Source organism: Dielma fastidiosa, from assembly GCF_003475485.1.
Taxonomy (GTDB): Bacteria; Bacillota_I; Bacilli_A; order Erysipelotrichales; family Erysipelotrichaceae; genus Dielma; species Dielma fastidiosa.
Genome location: NZ_QRQL01000002.1, coordinates 70,050 through 85,986, shown reverse-complemented (window position 1 = coordinate 85,986; position 15,937 = coordinate 70,050). Strand labels below are relative to the sequence as shown.

The following is a 15,937-nucleotide window of genomic DNA, read 5'->3' as shown; positions in this document are numbered from 1 at the left end:
GCGCGCCGCGCCATCTTTCTTTATAAACTTTCAGATATAAAATTATTCTCATGAATCGGCAGATGCAGACTCATCATTGAAGGCTCTTCAATCGTATCACCGACAATTTCATCATCGACATGATAAACGATGATTTCTTTATCACTGTCACAGATACAGCACATCATCGCATTGGCTGTTTTCTGTGAACGGCAGATTAATTCATTGACAATTAACTGATCTTCATTTTCATCATATACCAAGTAACCGTCAATTTCATCTTGTGAGCGGTGAATTAAGATTCGTCCGCTGCATTTCGCATAGGGTATCAGATAATCTTGATAATAGCTCAGATCACGGATGCGGTAACCATTCTTGTCCTGTACATATTCATTATACAAGCTAAGCAAGGCCGCGGCGTCTTCACAGCAGTCACAATGCTTCTCCAATCCCTCATAGGCCACTTTGCGAAGGATGGTTTTGCGCCGTTTATAACTTGTTTCAAACCCGAAAGGCTTATACAGCTCCCAATCATAGGCTTGAATCAATAAAGGTATCTGAGTATTCTTATCAAGCACATGAGTAAGCAGCTGGCGCATATATCCGCATTCCTGATATTCAGGATCGGTGGCAATTCCTAAAATTAATTTAGCCGCTGTCACTTTACCATCCATCATCAGTTCCATATCCCGCAGATGCAGCATACAGACAAGCTGATCATCATGAAGCAGACACTGTGTTTGTTTAGGGTCATAGAGCTTATCAAAATAAAAGGCAGTAGTTAATGGGTTCTCATCAGGGAAGCTGTTCAGCCAAAGATTTTTAATCTGTGGCAGCAGATTATCATTGGCGGGTACGATCTCTGCCTTGCCGGGTAAGATTCTGAAACGTTTAATCCGATAAATTGGATGCATATCAAGCTTAGCCTTTCTAAGCTCCGGCAAGCCTAAATCATCCTCCCTATCCATTTTGGTATAGGCAGCAGGCAAGGATTCCAGGAAGCATTTTAAGATGGCGACACTTAACCCGCGGTATTCATGATTCACCTTTTCCACATGGATCTGAATCAGCTCATCATCAATCGGCGATGCGAGAATGAAGCCTTCAATCTGACCATGAATTCTCAATATTCCGCCTAATAATGGCAGCTGATCAAAATTCGCAAGCATGCGTCGGATACCGATCAATTCATTTTCAATATCCTGAATATGACTGTGGTTATTTTTCCATGTATCTAAGAAAACGTATAATTCATCAAATTGTGAGGGAGCTAAAGGTTCAAAGCTATAATCACTGCCATTTTCCTTTATAAAGGCATTGTAATGATTGCGCCTTTTCTGCATCTTTTTACCAGTTAAATCACGATGCTGGGCAATATCATAGACATAATCATCTCTTTCTCTTTCCCGCTGATAGACAAATGGATAGTGTGCTTGCTGGCACCAGCGTTTGAAATCATCTAATACTTCACAGAGAACAAAAGGGAAGTGATGCTCATTACTATAACGCTGCATGGCATCCATCGCTTCATGGCGGTATCGTTCATCACATAAAGGGGTCAGCCATTCCCATGTGTCATGCATATGAATCAGCAATAATGTATAGTTTTCGTGCATTTCCATATACAGCTCATAAACATGATCCCACATGATCCATGAACAGATATTGGAATTAAAATCATGATTGTTGTATTGCTTAAACAGCGCTGCCAGCTGTTTATAATCTTGAGGATTGAATTTTATCATAACACACCTGCTTTTTTATTAATCAAGAGAAAATCCGGCTGAACCGGATTATTGAATACCTGCATTTTCTTTGTCAATCTGATCAACGGCGCTTAAGCCTGCGACATGACCTTCACCAGCTGCTTTCATATACTGATAAGGCTTGCCTGTGCAGTCGCCAGCCGCAAATAAACCATGGAAATTAGTTTCCATCTGACGGTTTACTTTAATGTGACCGTCTTCAATTTCAAGTCCGTTAACGAGCTGAGAAGGCTCAACACTGTCTCTGAGTACAAAGATACCATCGGTATTCAATGTCTGATTTTTTAATACGAGACGGGTTGCTGACTGCTCACCTTCAATGCGCAAAGGCACATCCTTGACTATATTGATTGAACTTTTCAAATCATCAGTCTTAACATTAACCGGTACAAAATCAACATGTTCAGCGATTTCCGCAATGTAATTTGCTTCATGGATACTTTCTTCACTATAACCGACAACCACTACAGAGCGGCCTTTATAAAGCGGCGCGTCACAGGTAGCACAGTAGGAAACACCCATGCCTAAGAAATCAGCTTCATTTTCAATGGAACGTGTCAGTTCCACGCCGCTGGCCAGTATGACCTTGCGGGCTTCATACATATTACCGGCACCAGCCAGCATAAAACTGTCGCCATTTGGATAAACGGCGGTAATCTTTTCTTCGGTAATTTCAATATTCATTGCCTGAATATGTTCTTGAAATGCTTGGGCAATTTCACTGCCGCTCTTACCATAAAAACCAAGATAATTATCAATGCGGTGGGCTTTGACTAACTTGGTTGATAAATTTTTATTACCAAATACAATGATGTTCTTTTTCCGGATCGTTGCATTGATGGCGGCCTGAAGACCGGCTACCCCGCTGCCAATGATCGCAATATCGTATAATTCGTTCATGCTGCACCCTCTTTTCCTTATTAGTATAGCCGATTCTTTGCTTAACGTCATCTCTTTTGCATAAGAATATAAAAAAAACCGGACACCGGTTTTCTTAATCATGGATGGCTGTCAGCTGACACCAGCATCGGCATTGGGTAATCCGCTTGCCGTTATCACCCTGATCGGTATCATAGGCAAATTGCTGAAGCAGGGCGCAGGGAAAATCATGACATAACCCACAATGAGCCAATGCCTTATCCTCACAGCACGTTTTTACCGGACATGCCTCACCCCAAAACGGTTTCTTAATGTTTGTGCATCCCTGACAATTCATCGAACTTCTAAACTCACACTCGCTGCATAACAAGCCGCATCTTGATTCAATCATCATTCCACTCTCCTTTATAGGATAGAGTGTAACATAGGCATGATGACAGCTGTATGTCACTATTCAAAATATTTATTATATAATGCCAGTGCCCGTGCTTTTAATTCCTGGCGATATTCTGCCGGTTCAATCAATTCAGCCTGATCATGAAAGCTCAGCACCCATTCAAGCAGATATTCTTTATTGGTAAAATCAAATTCAAAACGCAGCAAATGATCATTCAGTTCGGTGCAGGAATCAATGCCATACTCTTCAATTACTCGGTATTTAACATTCTTATTAAAATGGATGACGGCATGAATCGTATCGGTAAAATAAGTGTTAAAGGCTAGCTTTTCCTGAGGGATATCCATTAGCTCAAAGGGTTGTTCACTCAGCTTTAAATTCCACAGGCGATTTAATTTAAAGAGCTTGAATTGTTCAGCGTCTGCTTCATAGCCTAACACATACCAGCTCGACCATTGAAAAACAATTAAATAGGGATTGAGCTGCACTTGATGCTCACCCTTTGAACCGCAGTAATCAAAACCGATTACACAGCTTGTCTCAATCGCTTTGCGGATCAGTTCAATCTTGGGAGCCAAGGTGTTTTTGTAATGGGAAGACAAGTCAATCAAAATGTGCTGATCGGCATAGATGCCATGTTTATCAGATAAAAATTTATCCATGATTTGTTGATAGCGATTATCGGCAGCAATGCTGTCCAAACTTAAAAGGCCGGTAAATATCGCCTGCAGTTCTTTTTTGGTAAACAGTGTTTTATCAAGCTTATAATTTTCATCCATCATGATGCCGCCATTGCTGCCGGTGTTACTTATGATAGGAATGCCTGCCAAGGTTAGATCATTAAGATCGCGGTATATCGTGCGTTTCGATACATTAAATTTCTGTGCCAGCATAGCTGCTGTGACTTTCTTGTTTTGCAGCAAGATTATAATTATTGCCATCAGCCGTTCAATTTTCATCGGTATCCCTCAGCTTTCATTTGATATTTTACCACAGAACAAAAAATAAGACACTTTTTCAAGTGCCTGTTTATTCAAGAATCATGCGGTCAGAAAATTCATTTTCAGTCTTACTGCTGTATAAGCTGATTAATTTTTCCACCGTCATATTTTTTCTTTCTTCACCCTCTAAGATGAAAGCAATCTGTCCGTCATTCATGACCAGTGTTTTATTGCCATATTCAAGGGCATTGGAGATATTATGGGTAATCATCAACGTCGTAATGTGATGTTCAGCAATAATATCATCGGTAATCGTCATTACTTTTTCACTGGTTTTCGGATCAAGGGCTGCTGTATGTTCATCAAGCAGCAGCAGCTTTGGCGTGACAATCGTTGCCATCAGCAAGGTTAATGCCTGACGCTGACCGCCGGAGAGTAAGCCGACTTCTGTTTTCATCCGATCCTCTAAGCCGAGGTTTAATGCCTTTAATGTTTCATAGAAGAATTCTCTTTCTTTCTTTCGGATACCCAATGACAGCGGTCCATGTCCACTGGCGCGGCAGTAGGCAAGACCGAGGTTTTCCTCAATCGTCATATTGGGGGCCGTTCCTTTCATAGGGTCCTGAAAGAGATGACCGATCACATTGGCCCGCTTATGTTCTTTGGTGAAGGTCATATCCTGACCATCGATAAAGATGCTTCCCTCATCTGGCTCATACGTACCGGCAATCACGTTCAGAAGCGTCGATTTACCAGCGCCGTTGCTGCCGATGACGGTCACAAAATCACCATCATCAAGATGCAGATTCAGATGGGATAAAGCCTTGCGTTCATTAACGGTATGGGCATTAAAGGTAATACTGATATCTTTTAAATCAAGCATGATTGCGGCCTCCTTTGCGGCGTCTGAAAGCGATGGCTGACTGGATAGAAGGGATAGAAATAGCAGCCGTAACGAGAATGGCAGAGAGCAGTTTTAAATCACTGGCCTCAATGCCGAACTGCAGGGCAATCGTTAAAATATAACGATAAATAATTGCCCCGGCAGCAACGCTGATCAGACGCACAAGCAGAGGTTTGCGGTTAATCAGACTTTCGCCGATAATAATTGAGGCGAGTCCGATTACCATCATGCCGATGCCGCTTGATAGATCCGCAAAGCTCTGGTGCTGAGCAAAGACGGCGCCGGATAAGGCAACAAGGGCATTCGCTAAAGCTAAACCAAGAATTTTCATTCGGTCAGTATTGATTGAAGACGCGCGAACCATGACTTCATTATCGCCGGTAGCCCGCAAAGCAAGACCGCTTTGCGTTTTGAGAAACAGCAGCATGAAGACGATGATTAATACGACCAGCAGAAAGAGCACAATCGTTTTCGCATAAGCACTGCCAAATAGCTGATTAAATGGAGTGAAAATTGAATCAAAGCCAAACAGTGAAATCGTTGGCCGCTTATCCATGATCCGCAGATTAATGGAATACAGACCAGTCATTGTTAAAATGCCGGATAAAATGTATTGAACTTTTAATTTAGTCTGCAGGATACCGGTTACAGCACCTGCCAAACCACCGCAGCCAAGCGCCGCAGCCAAGCCTAAAAAAGGATGGCCGGCCAGCGTCAGCATGGCAGAAACGGCAGCTCCAAGGGTAAAGGAGCCATCGACTGTCAGATCGGGGATATTCAAAATTTTAAAGGAGATGAATAAACCGAGGGAAAGGATCGTAAAGATACACCCCAGTTCAAAACCGCCTTGAATGATAAATAGATTCATGTTCTCACTCCTGTTGTTATCGTTTATTCAAAAATTACTGTCGTATCGCTGTTCTTTAATGCGTCAGGAATTGTAATACCTAAAGCATCAGCGGTTGTCTGATTGAAATATGTGTAAAGATTCGTATCAAATACTTTTACCGGAATCTCTGAAATATCACTGCCCTCAATTACCTTGGCAATCATTCTTGCTGTTTCTTTGCCTAAATCTTCATAATTGATACCGATACTTGCAAAGCCGCCGTCCTGAACCATGCTGTCAGCGCCGACATATACCGGACATTGTACTTGCTGAGCTGCCATATTCAATGCGTCAATGCTGCTGGCAATCGTATTGTCATTTGGGGCAAAGATAGCGTCTACCTTACTGGCAAGCACTTGTGCAGTCTGCTGAATCTCAGCGGCTGCGGAAATCGTAGCTTCAACCAATGTCAGATCATTTTCTTCACAATATGCTTTTACTTTATCGAGATTGGATACGGAATTTGCTTCACCGGCATTATAGATATAGCCTAAGGTTTTTAATTCAGGATCGATGGTACGTGCTAAATCAAGAATCTGAGCAACCTGAATCTCATCACTGGTACCGGTAATATTCTTATCCGGCTTATTTGGATCAGTGATTAAACCGGCACCTACCGGGTCAGATACAGCTGAGAAGATCACCGGAATATTTTCGGCATACGGGGCAGCCGCCGCCGCTGTTGGTGTAGCAATCGCTACGATAAGATCCTTATTATCACCGGCAAAAGTCTGCATGATTGAATTCAGTGTTGATTGTTCACCCTGAGCATTCTTGGCATCTACCTGAATATTCTCGCCGTCCTTATAGCCTAAGACCGCAAGCTCTGCAAGCATACTTTCACGAATCGTATTCAAAGACGTATGTTCTATGATCTGTGCTAAACCAATCTTATAAACATGATCCGCAGTTGACGGGTTTTCAGTTGGCGCTGTTTCATTAGCACAGCCTGCCAGCATGCAGGTCATTAAGCCTGCCAATAAGTAAGTCGATATTTTTCTCATTTTCAATTTCCTCTCTTTCATGAAATGAATCGCTACTTATGTTTGTATTGAGAAGGGAACTAATAAAAAAAGCACCCGTCCTGAAAGAATCTCTTTCATAAGGACAAGTGCGTTGAAATCGCTCCTGCGGTACCACCTTAATTGATGTATAACATCCACTCTTCAAAATGCAAACACATTTCTGTTCGATAACGGGAACTTCCGTACTCAGATACTTGGACTTTCATCCTTTCACCTGTCCCTCCAGGGTCCATTTACAAGACCGCATTTCTGTCAGGCTTCCACCAATGCCTAACTCTCTATCAGCGCGTATCAGGTTTTATCTCCCTGTCTTAGGTTTGTATATAGAATACTCCTGATGAAAGAGTTTGTCAATATGAAAATGAAAATTTACAATACATATTCATGCTCTTTCATAGTTTACATCTTTTATACATCCGTGAAATTATAATAAAATTGTAAATTTAATCCGGAAAAGCAATTTCTATATTTCTTAATTTCTTATATCTGTTAAAATAATATATATAGTCTTAAAGGGGCACATCATATGGATACAGAGCACAGCAAAATAAAAAAACGTAAAAGCCGGGTTGATTGGCAGGTTTCGGTTTTAACTGCGGCCATTGTAATCGTTTCCTGTTCTCTGATCTTTTTTATTAATTATCGGCTTTCTTATAATAATATGATTGACGAGCTTCAAAGCCGGGCGTCTACGATTAGAGATACGCTGGAAGATGAGATGATCCGTGAAATGTTCACTGAACTAAATGTGCGTGAGGATGATCAAAGTGAGCTCTATCAGATTGCTAAGGATAAAATGGAAGATATCCGCAAAGTAACCAGTGTGCGTTATCTATATACGGCGAAGAAAACAACAGACGGTGATTTTATATATTTAGTTGATGGCTTGCCAAGTGACAATGATGATTTCCGTTATATCGGTGATTTGATCGAACCTGAGTGTATCCCTGATCTGCAGCGGGCGCTGAATGGCGAGACGGTTTTACCTAATGAAATCAATCATACGACGTGGGGAAATGTATTTATCTCGTATTTTCCAATTGTTGAGGATGATGAGATTGCGTGTGTTTTAGGCATTGAATTTGATGCTAACCGCCAGTATGCTACCTTCCGTACAATGCGGATCGTAACTCCCTTGGTAATTTTGGCTGCTTGTTTTGTTGCGGCATTTATTGCGATAAAGCTATTTAAGCGAATCTCCAATCCTACTTATCAGGATTTGGCAAACACCGACTTTTTAACGGGTTTAAAGAACCGCAATGCCCTGGAGGTAGATTTGAGTAATTTTGAGTTTGCCGGTGAATATCCATTCTCGGTACTGATGTTAGATCTTGATGGATTGAAGCAGGTAAATGACAACTACGGTCACTCTGCCGGTGATCAGTATATTAAACGCTGCTGTGATATTATCAGAAGCTGTATTCCTGATGACAGTGCTGTTTATCGCATGGGCGGTGATGAATTTATCGTAATTCTTAAAAACTATACGCCGGATTATCTAAAGGATATGGTTCATATAATGGTTCATAAAGTCAAAGAGGAAAATGAAAAACAGGCATATCTTTTCAGTATTTCAATCGGTTATGCCGTTTATGACACGACTGTGGATAAGAATATTTTAGATACAATTAAGCGGGCTGATTCATCTATGTATGAATATAAGAAAAAGCATAAAATAAGCAACAGTGATAAGGATGTCTGATCCTTATCTTTTTTTTGATTGACACTATATACTATGCAATGTATAATATATTGCATAAGGAGGTATTTAGATGGACATACAATTAAAAAAAGGCTTGATTGAGATTTGTGTACTTGCCTCTTTGAAAAAGAATGATTCCTATGGGTATCAAATCATTAAAGATTTATCTGTCTGTGTTGCCATTTCTGAATCGACTTTGTATCCGATTCTAAGACGGCTTGAGAGCAGTGAATGTCTGAAGGTTTATACTATGGAACATAATGGCAGATTAAGAAAGTATTATCATCTGACCGTAAAGGGAAGGAAACGCATCGATGAATTTCTTGAAGACTGGGATCAGATTATGAATATTTATGAGTACATCAAAGGAGGAAATGAAAATGAATAAGCAGGAATTTATGCAGCTGCTTGAGCAGCGGATCAAACTGCTTCCCTTATCGGAAAGACATCGTCTCATTAACTTTTATAATGAAGCGTTAGAGGATCGTATCGAAGAGGGAATGAGTGAGGAGGATGCAGTGGCAAGTCTGGATGGCTTGGATGAACTGTCGCTGAATCTATATGATGAAATTAAAGAGGAGCCGATTGAGAAAGATAAACGTACAAATATCATACCTTGTGCTGTGAAATGGTTTCTGATCGTCTTAACATCACCAATCTGGCTGATGATTCCCGTTATTCTTTTGATTCTCTTGTTGGTATGGGGCTTATTGCTGGTGATCTTGCTTGTTTTTGGCCTTTGCTTTTTGATTATGGCGGTCTGCGGATTCTTCTTAATGCCAAGTGTATATAGTGCCAATTTCCCATCTTTTGTTGTTTTGGTTGGGACAGTGCTGCTCAGCATCGGGTTGGCCCCATGGTGCTGGTTTGGCTTTAAAGCATGGACGCCAACCTTTGTGAATTGTTGTAAAAGCATGCCTGGCTGGTGTTTGAGCCAATGGCAGAAGGCGGTGAAAGCATGATTAAAATGATAAAACAAATCAGTTTAATGCTGATTTCAGCAGGGCTGCTGCTGATCCTGGGCGGTTTTGCGTCGGTGGATTTTGATGTATACAAGCTGAGTACAGTGATTGATGAAGAGGTTGTTTATCGGACGGAAACCATACCGTTGGATGAAATCAGAAAATTGACGGTTTCTGTATCATACAGCGATTTAGTGATTGAAACTTCGCCGACGGATGATTTTGTTATTACTTATCCGGAAAGTGAATCCTTGCAATATAATTTAAATGTTACAAGTAATCGAATTGATCTTGAAAAGAAATCAGTGCTGAAGCTGATGAATTGGTTTACCATTACAGATCGCGAGGATACGGTTGTTACGATACAGGTGCCTAAAGCTTTTAAAGGCGTGCTTGCGGTTAATGGCAGTCATGGTGATGCACAAATTAAGGATTTACAATCATTAAGTATGTTTACGGTAGATTATAAATATGGTGATTGTTGGCTGACGTCAATTGATGCTGAGAGTGTTAGTCTGCAATTCGCACATGGCAAATCATATCTGGAAAACTTTCAAAGCAGATCATTGAGTATCGAGGATGGGTATATGGAAAGTGAATATGATACGCTAAAGATTAGTGAAGACTTAAGGATTAGCAGCAGCCATGGCAGTGTTGAGATGTCAAATGTAGAAGCTGATTTAATGAGAAATGATTTTAATTACAGCTCCTTAACGATCGCGGATAGTAAGTTTGCCGAACAGGTCAATATCATTATGGCTCATGAAGATGCCAAAATCAAAACCTCATCCATGGCGGGTCTTTGCGTAGATGGCAACTATGTCAATCTGCAGCTGCAGGATAATGATGTTCAGTCAATTTATGTGGATCTGCGCCATGGTGATGTTGAAGGTACATTAAAGGGTGCTGAGGATGAATATTCAACCAATGCTGTGGTAACTCATGGTGATGCCAATATAAGTTCACAGTATAGAGAAGGTGCAGAATATGAGCTTGATTTGATGCTTGACTACAGCAACGCCAAACTGGCATTCACGAAATAATTGATTCACATAAAAAAACATAGTTTTCATGTATTTTATTGATAGACTTGGGGTATAGTATTATCAGGCAAGGAAAAGAACTTGCCGATGAAAATAGACAATCCCTAATCTAGTTTCATTCATATTCTATCCCCTTATAAATAATTTAGTAGAAGAAGCGTTTCCCCTGACGCTTCTTTTACTTTGCGGATTTTTTTTCATATCACATAAAAAAACATAGTTCTCATGTATTTTATTGATAGACTTAGGGTATAGTATTATCAGGCAAGGAAAAGAACTTGCCTAATGAAAATAGACAATCCCTAATCTAGTTTCATTCATATTCTATCCCCTTATAAATAATAATTAGCAAAAGAAGCGTTTCCCCTGACGCTTCTTTTGTTTTATAATGTCCATGGTGATACGATGAAACAGGTTTTATTACAATTAAAGTGTCCGCATTGTTTTCATGTGAATCTGAAAGTTGCGGAAACGATTGTCAATCCGAATATTGAATCTGATCTTAAGCGTCAGATTTTAAATGATGAGTTTTTTACGCTTCGCTGCCGATGCAACACGCCCATTCATTTTCTTTATCCATGTGTTTATGTAGATAAGAAGCAGCATTTGATTTTATTCATGAAGGAAGCAGAGGTTCTGCATGATGACCGCTGTATTCAGAGGCTGGTACATGACGCTGAGCAGTTTAAAGAAATGATCCGCATCGCAGATGCGCATTTAGATGATCGGGCAGTGTTTCAAATCAAGCGCCGGCTGCTGTCAAAGAATGGGAAGCAGCTTCTGTATTTTCTTGATTGTGACGGCGAGTATTTATGGTTTACCTGTGAGGGTCAAATCAGCGGTGTTGCGAAAGCTGATTATGATAAGCTTGCTGCCAAGCTGGCGCCGCCCACGCATGAGGTAATTGATGTAGATTTGTTATAGATAGAAAAGCGATAGCCGTCATGACTATCGCTGTTATTATTTTATGGGAATTGTTTTGCCGTTTAAGAGCCGCTCTACATATTCATTGGCCGGCTGCTCAACAATGGTCTGCGGTGGAGCGAATTGCTGGATTTGACCTTGATCAAGCACTAAGATTTTGGTACCAAGCGTTAAGGCTTCATTGATGTCATGGGTGACGAAAATAATCGTGATTCCTGTTTTTTGATGAATGTCCTTGATTTCCTTTTGCAGCTGTTTGCGGGTAATTTCATCGACAGCACCAAAGGGTTCATCCATCAGCAGGATATTCGGTGAAGCCGCCAAAGCACGGGCAATGCCAACCCGCTGCTGCTGACCGCCGGATAATTCAGAAGGGTAACGGGTACGCAGTTCATCAGAAAGCCCAACAATTTTCATCCACTTTGCGACTGCAGCTTTGGTTTTCTGTTTATCCCGCTTGTTCCAAAGGTTAGGCACATAGGATATATTTTCTTCTACATTCATATGCGGGAAAAGCACGCTGCCTTGAATGCAGTAGCCGATACTGCGGCGCAGGGTAATTAAATCCTCCTCCTGAATATTTTTGCCATTCACCAAGACGCTGCCGTGATCGGGCAGAATCAGACCGTTGATCATTTTCAGCAGTGTTGTCTTGCCGCTGCCTGAGGAGCCGATCATGCATAAAAATTCGCCTTGTTCAATTTCTAAATTAAAATCTTTAATGATTGCTTTATCGTTATATTTTTTCTCTATATTCTTAAATTGCAGTATTGCTGTCATAGTCACACCTCCTATATTAAACCTTTCTGCCGCAGAAATTTCGTGGCAATATCCCTTGGCTCAGCCCCCATGGTTTCAACCTCATAATTCATCTCAGCCATTTCCTTGTCGGTTAAAATTTGTTCCAGCTGTTTAAAGATTTCATTGAGTTCAGGATGCTGCTGCAGCACCTCAGAGCGGATTACGTTGCCGCATTGATAGGAAGGATAGAAATTAAAATTATCATTCAGCACGGTAATATCAGCAATGCTGTATTGACCATCTGTGGTAAAAATCGGCATAACATCAATTTTACCTTCATTGATTGCCTGATATTTTAAACCGATGTCAAGATCAACGGTACTTTTAAAATGCAGATTGTAGGCTGCGCACAATGGGTCATAGCCGTCCTCACGTTCAAAGAAGTCATATTCAGCACCAAAGATCAGCTGATCGGCAATTGCCTGCAAGTCCGATATATTCTCTAAATGATATTGATCAGCAATGGATTTTCTTACTGCCAGTGCATAGCTGTTCGCAAAACCGTACATGCCAACCCATTCCATTTGATATTGATCCTGATAGCCGCTTTGCAGCTGATCAAACATGTCTTCCGTATACAGCTTTGATTGTTTTAAAACCATGTTCCAGCCCGTACCGGTATATTCAGGATATAAGTCAAACTCACCGCTTTCCATCGCTGGCTGAATGTTTGATGTGCCGCCGCCGACACCTTGAGTAATTTCTACATTCAAATCAGTTTTTTCTTCAATCAGAATCTCAAGCATTTCGCCGAGAATATATTGCTCCGTCATAGGCTTGGTTGCGATATGGAGCGTATTGTCAGCGGGTTTACTGAAGAACATGAAGGCCGCAAGCAAGACTGCAAGGCCGGCGATACTGCCGCTGATGATCGTGATTTTTTGCTGATTGCGGCGGATGTGTTTAACCTGCAGCGATTTTTCAATAAAGCCTAAAACGGCATCAAAAACCAGGGCAAGAAGTGCAATGAGCAGACTGCCGGTAATTGTCATTGCCGCGTTATTAGTCGTAATGCCGCGATAAATGGCGACACCTAAGCCGCCGGCACCGATAAAGGATGCAATACCGGCTAAGGCGATTGTCATTGTTACCATGTTGCGGATACCGGACATGATTACCGGCAGGGCTAACGGCAGCTTGATTTTGGTAAGAATCTGAAAATCAGTGCTGCCCATGCCTCTTGATGCTTCGATGATATTCTCATCCACATTGCGGATGCCGGTATAAGTATTTCTGACCATTGGCAGCAAGGCATAGAGTGTAAGGGCAATGATCGCCGTCGTATTGCCGATGCCGCTTAGCGGAATTAAAAAGCCAAGCATGGATATAGAAGGAATCGTATAAAGAAAATTGATGATGCCCAGAACGGGCTTAGAGGTTTTGCTGTATTCACTGACGAAGATGCCAATGCAGCCGCCGATAATGATTGCAATACAAATGGCAATCATAGATATGGTTATATGCTGAATACAAAGATTAATGAAAAAAGCACTTCTTTCAGTAAGTAATGTCAGTATATCTTGAATCATAAGATCCTCCTTTTGATCGCATGGATCGGACATACTTCCATGCAGTATCCACAATGCAGACAGTGTGTCTGCTTGATTTCATAAATGTTGCCTTGCTGAATGCATTGCTGGGGACAGCCTTTTGCACATTTTCCACAGCTGATGCAGGCATCGCTGATTTCAAAACCCTCTGTTAATGGCTCAGCAGTTCCAATCGCTGATGATGCTCTGGTGATTGGCGTTTTACTTAAGTCAAAGTATTCAAGCGTACCGTTGCGGATACAAAAAGGCTCAAGCACGTAGCGGGATTGACCGGGATAAACGGTATTCATAACGGGATTCGCTTCAAAGATTTTATCAATCCAATATTTCTGATCGGATAAATGTTCTGCTTTGCCGGTAAGCCAAATCGTTTGGTATGTCTTAGTCATGCCTAGGATTGCGGTATTTGGATTTAAGCAGAGCTGGCGGTAAAACGCCTTGCCCCTAGCGGTACAGAATATCAGAGCATCATTCTCTACAAGCATGATATCGATGATTCGATTTTGCGGACAGCCGTTTTCATCAACCGTTGCGAACGCGGCACTTTTAATTTCTCTTAACATATTCAGATAGTGATTGTTTGTTTTCATCGGGGACCTCCTGTCGATTTTGATGATAAAATTGTTTATAGTTTATAGGATAAATAGGAAGTAGGTACAAAAATGTGAGTTAGCAGCTAAAAAGCAGTCAATGGGAGTTAGAGACAAAAAAGTGTGCAGATATAGAGTATCGCACACTTAAAGCTTTAATGAATGATATGGTAATGCTCCTATCCAAACTATACACGTTCTTAAGCTGACAGGCAAGCGAGATGATTATTTAAGCTTCTGCCAGTCTTTTCGCAAGAAGAGATAGGTAATGACAGGAATTAATGCGGAGCCAATGAATGACATGATAATGGCAGCTGCTGGATTTGTATCAGTGGTAAAGCCGCTGATTAAACCATTAATAAATGAACACAGATAGCAGACACACATGAAGAGATAGCCGGCTTTTCTTTCGGTAAACAGCAGGATGCACAGACCGGCCAAGGCAGCCAAGGCAATCACCACTGAAAGCATGCGGCCTGAAAAGGCGTTAAGTAGGGTGGTTGCAGCCGAGAGAGCCAGCGCACACCAAAGCCAGATTTTAGCGGCTTTACGCATGGCTGTTCACCTTCTTCCACATTGCTTCAGCAATCGCTTTGAAATTGTTTAAATCATTGTTATCCGGATGAGTTTGTCCCTGATCGAAATTGTCGATTAAGGATTGAAATTTTTCAGGTTCCTGATCCAGCATCGATTCATACCGTTTTCTGACAGTTATCGGCATCTTGCCCTGACATATGAACTGACCAACGAGGGTGTTGTCTGGTTCAAGCAGGTTGGTAACATTCGTTAATATACGGCTGAAATATTCATCGCTGCGGCCAAATCCGGCAGTGCCAAACAGAAAAATCTGTTTATGATGCACGGTCTTTAAAAATGCTGTCAGCGCTTCATCACAGCAGCCTTTATCCGTCCAGAAACCAATGCAGATCAAATCAGCTTCTAAGGCTTGCTGATCCGGCAGACCATAATAGATACATTCACTATCAGGCAGGGTGTTTTTTAATGTTTCAGCAAGCAGACGGGTGTTGCCGGTATGACTGCTGAATAGAATTGAAAATTTCATAAATCAAACCTCCTTCATCAACCAATTAGTATGATTTAGACCGGTGGACACAATGCTGATCACTCTGAATCAGTTTTTCAAGCAGCTTCATCAGCTGCTCCCTTTCTTCAGCAGAAAAGGCGGCAAGTACCTCATTGTCCCAGCTGTAAAATAATTCGTGGCTGAGCTTAAAAGCCTGTTCACCTTTTTCGGTTAAGGTCAGGATATGGGCGCGGCGGTCCAAAGGGTTCGTTTCCTGCAGCAGCAAATCAGCCTGCTCCAGCTTAACGATGGAACGGGTAGTGTGGCCAATGTCCATATGCAGTGCTTTTGCCAGATATTTAGGTGAACAGGCAGGGTGTTTGCCTACATATAAGATAAAAAATAGCATACCCTGTGAAAGTCCGAGTTCACCAAGCTTTTGATTGCAGTAATCAGTAAAATCCTTGCGCAGCAGCGTTGTAATATAAGCTAATGATGTCTGCATAAACATACCTCCTAAAGTTGACTAGGTCAAGTATAAAACTAATACATGACTTTGTC

At 41.4% G+C, this 15,937-nt stretch carries 18 protein-coding genes; 5 read left to right on the top strand and 13 right to left on the bottom strand.

Annotation, left to right across the window (positions count from 1 at the left end):
* Positions 1–20 precede the first annotated feature (20 nt).
* The 7 genes from DWZ33_RS05030 to DWZ33_RS05000 form a co-directional block, all read right to left on the bottom strand.
* Complete coding sequence (locus tag DWZ33_RS05030; RefSeq protein ID WP_118454015.1) at positions 21–1,724, bottom strand: GNAT family N-acetyltransferase; 1,704 nt, start codon at positions 1,722–1,724, stop codon at positions 21–23.
* A gap of 48 nt (positions 1,725–1,772) precedes the next feature.
* On the bottom strand, positions 1,773–2,645 hold the full coding sequence (locus tag DWZ33_RS05025; RefSeq protein WP_118454014.1) for an NAD(P)/FAD-dependent oxidoreductase: 873 nt from the start codon (positions 2,643–2,645) through the stop codon (positions 1,773–1,775).
* A 94-nt stretch (positions 2,646–2,739) separates the two neighbouring features.
* Positions 2,740–3,015, bottom strand: a complete 276-nt coding sequence (locus tag DWZ33_RS05020) for a DUF3795 domain-containing protein (protein WP_118454013.1) — start codon at positions 3,013–3,015, stop codon at positions 2,740–2,742.
* A gap of 59 nt (positions 3,016–3,074) precedes the next feature.
* Positions 3,075–3,980, bottom strand: a complete 906-nt coding sequence (locus DWZ33_RS05015) for a helix-turn-helix transcriptional regulator (RefSeq protein ID WP_118454012.1) — start codon at positions 3,978–3,980, stop codon at positions 3,075–3,077.
* A 70-nt stretch (positions 3,981–4,050) separates the two neighbouring features.
* Positions 4,051–4,845, bottom strand: a complete 795-nt coding sequence (locus tag DWZ33_RS05010; RefSeq protein ID WP_118454011.1) for an ABC transporter ATP-binding protein — start codon at positions 4,843–4,845, stop codon at positions 4,051–4,053.
* Positions 4,838–5,734, bottom strand: coding sequence for an ABC transporter permease (locus DWZ33_RS05005; protein WP_022936976.1), 897 nt, complete (start codon positions 5,732–5,734; stop codon positions 4,838–4,840). The genes DWZ33_RS05010 and DWZ33_RS05005 overlap by 8 nt, the downstream gene beginning before the upstream one ends.
* A 23-nt stretch (positions 5,735–5,757) precedes the next feature.
* A complete protein-coding gene (locus DWZ33_RS05000; RefSeq protein ID WP_022936975.1) occupies positions 5,758–6,759 on the bottom strand; it encodes an ABC transporter substrate-binding protein in 1,002 nt (333 codons plus the stop codon).
* Positions 6,760–7,306: 547 nt separating this feature from the next.
* Here DWZ33_RS05000 and DWZ33_RS04995 point away from each other — a divergent pair.
* The 5 genes from DWZ33_RS04995 to DWZ33_RS04975 all read left to right on the top strand — a co-directional run bounded on the left by DWZ33_RS04995 (position 7,307) and on the right by DWZ33_RS04975 (position 11,411).
* A complete protein-coding gene (locus DWZ33_RS04995; RefSeq protein ID WP_118454010.1) occupies positions 7,307–8,482 on the top strand; it encodes a GGDEF domain-containing protein in 1,176 nt (391 codons plus the stop codon).
* 70 nt (positions 8,483–8,552) lie between these two features.
* Positions 8,553–8,870 carry a PadR family transcriptional regulator gene (locus DWZ33_RS04990; protein ID WP_118454009.1) on the top strand — a complete coding sequence of 106 codons (318 nt, stop codon included), beginning with the start codon at positions 8,553–8,555 and terminating at the stop codon, positions 8,868–8,870.
* Positions 8,863–9,444 carry a DUF1700 domain-containing protein gene (locus tag DWZ33_RS04985; protein ID WP_182425534.1) on the top strand — a complete coding sequence of 194 codons (582 nt, stop codon included), beginning with the start codon at positions 8,863–8,865 and terminating at the stop codon, positions 9,442–9,444. Before DWZ33_RS04990 ends, DWZ33_RS04985 begins: the two co-directional genes overlap by 8 nt.
* A complete protein-coding gene (locus tag DWZ33_RS04980; protein WP_182425532.1) occupies positions 9,441–10,487 on the top strand; it encodes a DUF4097 family beta strand repeat-containing protein in 1,047 nt (348 codons plus the stop codon). The genes DWZ33_RS04985 and DWZ33_RS04980 overlap by 4 nt, the downstream gene beginning before the upstream one ends.
* A gap of 405 nt (positions 10,488–10,892) precedes the next feature.
* Positions 10,893–11,411, top strand: coding sequence for a CpXC domain-containing protein (locus DWZ33_RS04975; RefSeq protein WP_118454006.1), 519 nt, complete (start codon positions 10,893–10,895; stop codon positions 11,409–11,411).
* A gap of 36 nt (positions 11,412–11,447) precedes the next feature.
* Here the strand turns inward: DWZ33_RS04975 and DWZ33_RS04970 are convergent, their stop codons facing one another.
* The 6 genes from DWZ33_RS04970 to bilQ all read right to left on the bottom strand — a co-directional run bounded on the left by DWZ33_RS04970 (position 11,448) and on the right by bilQ (position 15,881).
* A complete protein-coding gene (locus DWZ33_RS04970) occupies positions 11,448–12,191 on the bottom strand; it encodes an ATP-binding cassette domain-containing protein (protein WP_118454005.1) in 744 nt (247 codons plus the stop codon).
* Between the two features lie 11 nt (positions 12,192–12,202).
* Positions 12,203–13,741 carry an ABC transporter permease/substrate-binding protein gene (locus tag DWZ33_RS04965; RefSeq protein ID WP_118454004.1) on the bottom strand — a complete coding sequence of 513 codons (1,539 nt, stop codon included), beginning with the start codon at positions 13,739–13,741 and terminating at the stop codon, positions 12,203–12,205.
* Entirely contained in the window at positions 13,738–14,352 is a 615-nt protein-coding gene (locus DWZ33_RS04960; RefSeq protein WP_118454003.1) for a 4Fe-4S binding protein, read from the bottom strand. Before DWZ33_RS04960 ends, DWZ33_RS04965 begins: the two co-directional genes overlap by 4 nt.
* Before the next feature lie 225 nt (positions 14,353–14,577).
* Positions 14,578–14,907 carry a hypothetical protein gene (locus tag DWZ33_RS04955; protein ID WP_118454002.1) on the bottom strand — a complete coding sequence of 110 codons (330 nt, stop codon included), beginning with the start codon at positions 14,905–14,907 and terminating at the stop codon, positions 14,578–14,580.
* Entirely contained in the window at positions 14,900–15,415 is a 516-nt protein-coding gene (gene bilS, locus DWZ33_RS04950) for a flavodoxin family protein BilS (protein WP_118454001.1), read from the bottom strand. The genes DWZ33_RS04955 and bilS overlap by 8 nt, the downstream gene beginning before the upstream one ends.
* Positions 15,416–15,440: 25 nt before the next feature.
* The gene (bilQ, locus tag DWZ33_RS04945) at positions 15,441–15,881 is read right to left on the bottom strand and encodes a bilirubin utilization transcriptional regulator BilQ (protein ID WP_118454000.1); all 441 of its coding nucleotides are present in this window, start codon (positions 15,879–15,881) and stop codon (positions 15,441–15,443) included.
* Between the last annotated feature and the right edge of the window lie 56 nt (positions 15,882–15,937).